Source organism: Salinivibrio sp. MA427 (assembly GCF_001996115.1).
In the GTDB taxonomy this organism is placed as follows: domain Bacteria; phylum Pseudomonadota; class Gammaproteobacteria; order Enterobacterales; family Vibrionaceae; genus Salinivibrio; species Salinivibrio costicola.
This window is the reverse complement of sequence record NZ_MUFH01000170.1, coordinates 1-5,609: the sequence shown is the minus strand read 5'-3', so window position 1 is coordinate 5,609 and position 5,609 is coordinate 1. Positions and strand designations below refer to the sequence as shown.

Sequence of the window (5,609 nt, the reverse complement as noted above, 5' to 3'; positions counted from 1 at the left end):
GTGTTGCTCGGCGGATGTCTGTCTCAAGCTGAGACAGGGCCTAATCATGGCCTTTGGCAACTACAAAAACAAAGAAGCGAACAGTTTCTCTCTGCAACCAAGGCGCTCGCGCAGACCACGCAATCGGTTTGCTCGCAGGGCACGGATGTGGATAAGGCGCGTCAAGCATGGAAGAAGGTTATGACCGCTTGGATGCCTTTACAAGGCGTAGAAAAGGGCTCAGAGCAAGCCTTGGCACAAAGTTGGCGGATTCAGTTTTATCCTGACAAAAAGAATACCACCGGACGGAAAATGAATGCCTTGCTGGCCAGTGATACTACCTGGACCGCGGATGCATTAGCGGATCAAAGTGTGGCCGTGCAAGGTGTCGGCGCGATGGAATGGTTGTTGTATGATCACCAAGCGGATTTAACTCAGCCAAAACACTGCGAAGTAGCCATGGCCGTCAGTGGGCGTTTGCAGCAAAGTGCAACGGCATTAACCCTAGCGTGGCAGAAAAACCCGTGGTTAGGGATGCCATCTTCGATGGCCACGGCAGAAAAACTTGGCGCACTGACACATCAGCTCGATTATGTGCTTAAAAAGCTTGCCGGCCCTTTGGGCAAACCTGGTTTTCCTAACCCCTACCAAGGAGAAGCCTGGCGATCGCGGCACTCTCTAACACTATTAAGCGAGAGCATTCAAGCGATGCAAGTTCAATATCACGCTGAAGGTGGTATCGAGCAAGCGCTACGCGAGCGAGGCAACCATCAGGTGGCCGATCGTGTTAGCGAGCATTGGCAACTCGCCTATGACAGTGTGCCCAAAGACGGCGAGCCGCTGTTTGATAGGCTCAACAGCGTACCGGGTTATCGTGACATGCTCACCGTCTATAACAATCTGGAATATCTAAAACTCGTGTTGGGTGGTCAAGTCGCACAAGATTTAGGCATTGTTGTGGGGTTTAATGCAACCGATGGCGATTAGTCAGAAACGCCGCCGTTTACTCAAGGCGGTGCTAATGGGCGCGGCTTTACCCACCGTCGTAAATACATTGAGTGGTTGTCGTGGTAATACCGCAGCAGCGCGGTGTGAGTTACTGGGCTGTGCGCTGAGTCGTGATGGCTCTTTCGCGGTGGTTGGCGCTGATCCGTCTGGGCAACCCGTTTTCCGCCTACCATTGCCCGATCGGGGTCATGGTGTCGCTGCTCAGCGACGAGAGGTTGGAACGCTAGGTGTGGCATTTGCGCGCCGGCCTGGTGATTTTATGCAGGTGTTTGACTACCAACGTGGAGTGACGTTGTCACGAGTAAGGGCCGCCTCCGATCGTTATTTTTATGGACACGGTGCCATTTCTGATGATGGAAAATGGTTATATACCACCGAGGGTAAACGGCAAACCAGCGAAGGTGTGATCGGTGTTTACCAATTAACCGCGCAGGGGCAGGTAAAAAAAGTGCGTGAAATAAGCGGCTTTGGCATTGGTCCTCATGAGTTAGCGCTGGTGGATACTAACACGTTAGTCGTGGGTGTCGGTGGCATGCATACTGATGGACGCACAGTGTTAAACATTGACGCTATGTCACCGGCACTGGTCTATATCGATATCGACAGTGGCAAAGTGATCGAGCGCGCTGAGCTTGCAAATAAGAAGCTCAGTATTCGTCATTTAATGGTGTCAGATGAGGGTTATGTGGTGACAGGTCAGCAATACCATGGTGCTGATAACGCCCCCCTTGTCGCGATTCATCGCCGTGGTGAGCCGATGAAAATGCTTGATGCTTCACCAGAGCAGTGGTCGCGTTTTAATAACTATGTTGCCAGTATTGCTACCCTCAATGGTTGGATTGTCGCCACGTCGCCCCGTGGCAATTGTTATGGTATTTGGTCGTTAAATAGTGGCGAGTTACTTGGACTGCATCCGCTGATAGATGCTTCTGGCGCGAGTCGCGATGGTGATGTGATTAACCTCAGTGCGGGTAGCGGTAAAATGGTGACGCTAAATAATGCACACCATCCGGATTATAAAATGACGCCAGTCCGATGGGATAATCACTGGATAACCTTAGTGTAATGAATCCATGATAATGTTCTAAACGGCAGTCAATTTTGGCTGCCGTTTTTGTTTCAATACCTTGCGTTGTGATGAGGAAAAACAGACGTTAATTTTGCTTCTTTGCAGTAAAACTTTGCCATAATCATAACAGGGATGAGGAGGGGCGTATGATGAGAAGGCACGATGCCTGGTTGGCTAACCTTCTGATAGTGTTTTGCTTTTTGGTAAAGCCAGTGATGGCCAATAACGCCAGTGAAACGGGTGGAGTACGGTTACTGACTGAACCGCAGATCTCGGGGAAAAGAGTGCCTGATGATCAAACTGTATCGGCGGATGTTCATCGCCAGCGAGCCTACCAGTATGCGCGCGATTGGCTTGAATCGGCGGCACCGGATGCGACCGTATTGGCCTATCCCCAAGCGCTGACTCAAGACTACCTGGATAATGGATTTTCGTTGATTTGGACACAAGATGCGGCGCGAGATGAGTTAGAAACGCAAGTGAATGTGATTTCACTGGCTGGCTTTAGTCCTGAGTTTGAATGGCGAGCATGGCAATTGCGGCAACTTCGTCAGCAGCCCAGCGATGCGGCCTATGATATTTTTGCTACCGATACCGCCTATGCGCTGCTTCGCTATTTAAGTGTGATCCCCGATAAAGGAATGCAATGGTTTTTTGGCGCGTCTCATCGCACCCCCTTGCCAGCTCCCTCATCGCAAAGGCGTGCTGCTTTATTTAAGGCAGGACTTAACGGGTCACTGGCTCCGTTTTTGCAGCAGCGGCGTCCACAACACTCGCAATACGATGCATTAGTAAAACAAATTGTTCGCTTACAAGAGCAGGCGCAGTCGGTTTGGCCAACGATTCAGGCCGAGAACGTCATTTACCCGGACCAAGCGATTGCGACAACGTTAGCGCTTAACTTGGTGGATAATCTAAGGCTACAGGGGTTTTGGGGCAGCTCTGAGCGCTTGGAAGCGATAAATGGCGATACTGTGCGCTACGGTAGTGACTTGCTTCGCGCAGTTGAACGCTTTCAGCAACAACATGGTTTATCCATGGATGGCATTATCGGCCCAGCAACCGCGAAGTGGTTAAATTTAGACCCACAAGCACGGGTTCGGTTATTGGCACTTAATGCAGAACGGTTGCGGTTGTGGCCTAACGATAATCCCAATCGAATTGTGGTGAACATTCCCGATTATCGCATGCATGTATGGCATGACGATCGAAATGTATTCGAARGTAAAGTGGTCGTTGGTCGACAATCAAGGCGTACGCCGCTGTTTACGTCGCAACTTGATTCGGTAGTGCTGAACCCCAGCTGGAATGTACCTCGTAGCATTGTGCAAAAAGATATCTTGCCCAAACTGGCGGATGACCAGCAGTATTTGTCTCGCAATCAGTATCGCATTTTGCCTAACTGGCAAAGCAATATCGCTATCGACCCGAGTRCGATTAATTGGCAAACCGTGAACGACGACGGCTTCCCTTATCGATTGCAACAGGCACCGGGCCAAGGCAATGCATTAGGAAAGTACAAGTTTAACACCCCAAACAAAAACGCCATTTATTTACATGACACGCCGGCACAAAGCTTATTTAGTCGCTCGCGCCGCGCGTTTAGTTCTGGGTGTATTCGGGTGGAGCAGGCCGAGCAGTTGGCGGATTTGGTGCTGGATTTGTCCGGGAAACAGTTGGCTAACTACCAAGGGTATTTGGATAAAACACAAACTAAGTGGGTGTCGTTGCAAACGCGCCTTTCCGTACAAACCATTTACCAAACAGCATGGGTCACTGAAGACGGCAAGCTCGCGTTTCGCGATGATGTATATGCCTATGATAGTCATGCCGAACGACAAATCACCACTCAGGAGCCGAGCTACTTAACCCAGCAACGTGATATATCCTCATCACGGTCACAGTAGTCTCAATCACGATCACAAGAGTTGACAGTCATAGCCCCGCGCCATCAAGACAGAGAGCGCGGGGCTTTGTTTGTTCACCGCGACGCTTATTCACCGCGACGCTTATTCACTGCAAGGTACTCACAGCGAGGTTTAGTCACAAGTAGAGGTTGGGGGAGTGGTTAGATGTGGCGCAATATAGCGTTGGTAGCGCTTGGGTTTTAAACGCTTGAGGTCGACTAAAACCAGTCCATCAATGCAGTCGGCGAAATCAGGATCAACACCAAAGTCTAAGAATTGTACGCCGCCAGGCTCACATAGCTCACTGTACTGCTTATAAAGCGTTGGGATCCCGACGCCAAGGTGATCGAGTAACATTTTTAGCTTTTTCAGATCGCGCGCATAGTCGTTGCCACAAAAGTGGTCGAGCAACTCGCTTTGTTTACTTTCGGCGAGTTGATACGGTCGTTTCGATCGCGCACAGCGGTTGTCGCCACGAAAGTAGGTGCGATAAAAGAAGATCAGTAGCTCTTTAGCGGGTTGTGGTATCGCGTTGCTGATAGTGACAGGCCCGAATAAATAACGGTACTGTGGGCGATTAGCGAGTAGGGCGCCAATGCCTAACCATAAATAATCCAGGCTTCGTTTTCCCCAATATTTGGGCTGAACAAAACTACGGCCTAGCTCTAAGCCTTGGTCAAGAAAAGGCTGCATCCCTTGTTCATAATCGAACAAGCTTGCGCTATAGATCCCTCCAAGCCCTTGATGAGCGAGAGTGGCTTGGGTATCACATAAGCGGTATGCGCCGACGATATCGAGCTCAATCGGATCCCACAAGACCAAATGCCAATAGTATTGGTCGTATTTATCAAGATCACGCCGCTGTCCGGTGCCTTCCCCAACAGCGCGGAACGCGACCTCACGTAAACGACCTATTTCGCGCATCACCGGCGAATCGGCTTGATAATCAAGTAAATAAATGAGTTTACCATCGGGTGTCTGTCCGAGTTGCTCGCCGAGTGCAATTGCATGCTTGAGCGCCAGTCGTGGCTCCGGTGAGGCAATCGCAGTTTCGGTGGGAAATAAGCCTTGCTTACGCTTGGCGATCCGGTAGAGGTGTTTACGAAAGAGTTTAACCCGTGTTTTTACCGGAAGGTTCGCGCTGGCACTGTAACTGTGGTGTGGGATCATTTCGCCCACAGTGAAGGCGATGGTGTTGTTCTCTTGTCGAAACATCTCTTCAACCAGTAACAAAGTCGACAAAGGTTTATAGACCATTGACGCACCATAAAAACGGGCAGAATTTCGCCCGTCGACATGAATCGGCAAAATAGGGGCGTTTGATTTACTCGCCATACGTAAGAAGCCAGAGTGCCAAACACCGTCTCGAATTCCTGTTGGTGCGACGCGCGAAACCTCACCGGCTGGAAAGATAATCAAAGCGCCATCACGCTCTAGCCACTGTGTGATTTGTTGTAGATTTTGTTTAGGCGTTCGGCCTCCCATATTGTTGACTGGCAACAGACAACTGTGAAGTGGGCCGACTTGCATGAGTAATTCATTGGCAATAACTTTAACGTCTGGACGCACTGAGCGTACGAGTTTAAGCAGCGCCAAGCCATCCAGTGATCCGATTGGATGATTGGCGATAATCACCACCCGTCCAG

At 50.2% G+C, this 5,609-nt stretch carries 4 protein-coding genes; 3 read left to right on the top strand and 1 reads right to left on the bottom strand.

Annotation, left to right across the window (positions count from 1 at the left end):
• The 3 genes from BZG79_RS10815 to BZG79_RS10805 form a co-directional block, all read left to right on the top strand.
• The coding region (locus BZG79_RS10815) for an imelysin family protein (protein ID WP_199877737.1) at positions 1 to 966 on the top strand (966 nt) is incomplete at its 5' end.
• Positions 956 to 2,053: a DUF1513 domain-containing protein gene (locus BZG79_RS10810; RefSeq protein WP_077679605.1), complete on the top strand. Its 1,098-nt coding sequence runs from the start codon at positions 956 to 958 to the stop codon at positions 2,051 to 2,053. The genes BZG79_RS10815 and BZG79_RS10810, both read left to right, overlap by 11 nt.
• Positions 2,054 to 2,202: 149 nt before the next feature.
• Complete coding sequence (locus BZG79_RS10805; protein ID WP_077774388.1) at positions 2,203 to 3,963, top strand: L,D-transpeptidase family protein; 1,761 nt, start codon at positions 2,203 to 2,205, stop codon at positions 3,961 to 3,963.
• A gap of 132 nt (positions 3,964 to 4,095) precedes the next feature.
• Here BZG79_RS10805 and BZG79_RS10800 read toward each other — a convergent pair.
• Positions 4,096 to 5,609: GNAT family N-acyltransferase (locus BZG79_RS10800; RefSeq protein WP_108743275.1), on the bottom strand; the 1,514-nt coding region annotated here is incomplete at its 5' end.